The organism is Bacillus sp. SIMBA_008, assembly GCF_046535495.1.
Taxonomy (GTDB): Bacteria; Bacillota; Bacilli; order Bacillales; family Bacillaceae; genus Bacillus; species Bacillus subtilis.
Genome location: NZ_JAWRWL010001456.1, coordinates 1 through 228, shown reverse-complemented (window position 1 = coordinate 228; position 228 = coordinate 1). Strand labels below are relative to the sequence as shown.

General features: G+C 75.4%; 1 pseudogene. It reads right to left on the bottom strand.

Features of this window, described 5'->3' with window-relative positions:
- Positions 1–228 (bottom strand): annotated as a pseudogene (locus SB658_RS28320) (hypothetical protein); the annotation flags it as partial.

Here is a 228-nt window from a genome sequence, read left to right as displayed (position 1 = left end):
ATGCGTGGCAGGCCGGCATCGGCGAGGTTGCGCGCCGCATTGCCGGCGCGCCGGTCAGCGCGCTCGCGTGCCTGCTGGCGCTCGCGCTGCTGCCGCTTCACCTCGCCGCGCAGGTGGCGCAGCTGCTGGCCGGCGGCCTGCTGCTCGATCGCCGCCGCCTCGCGGTAGAACGACCAGCCGCCACCATGCAGGCGCAGCGTGGACGGGTGCAGCTCGGCGATCTGCTCC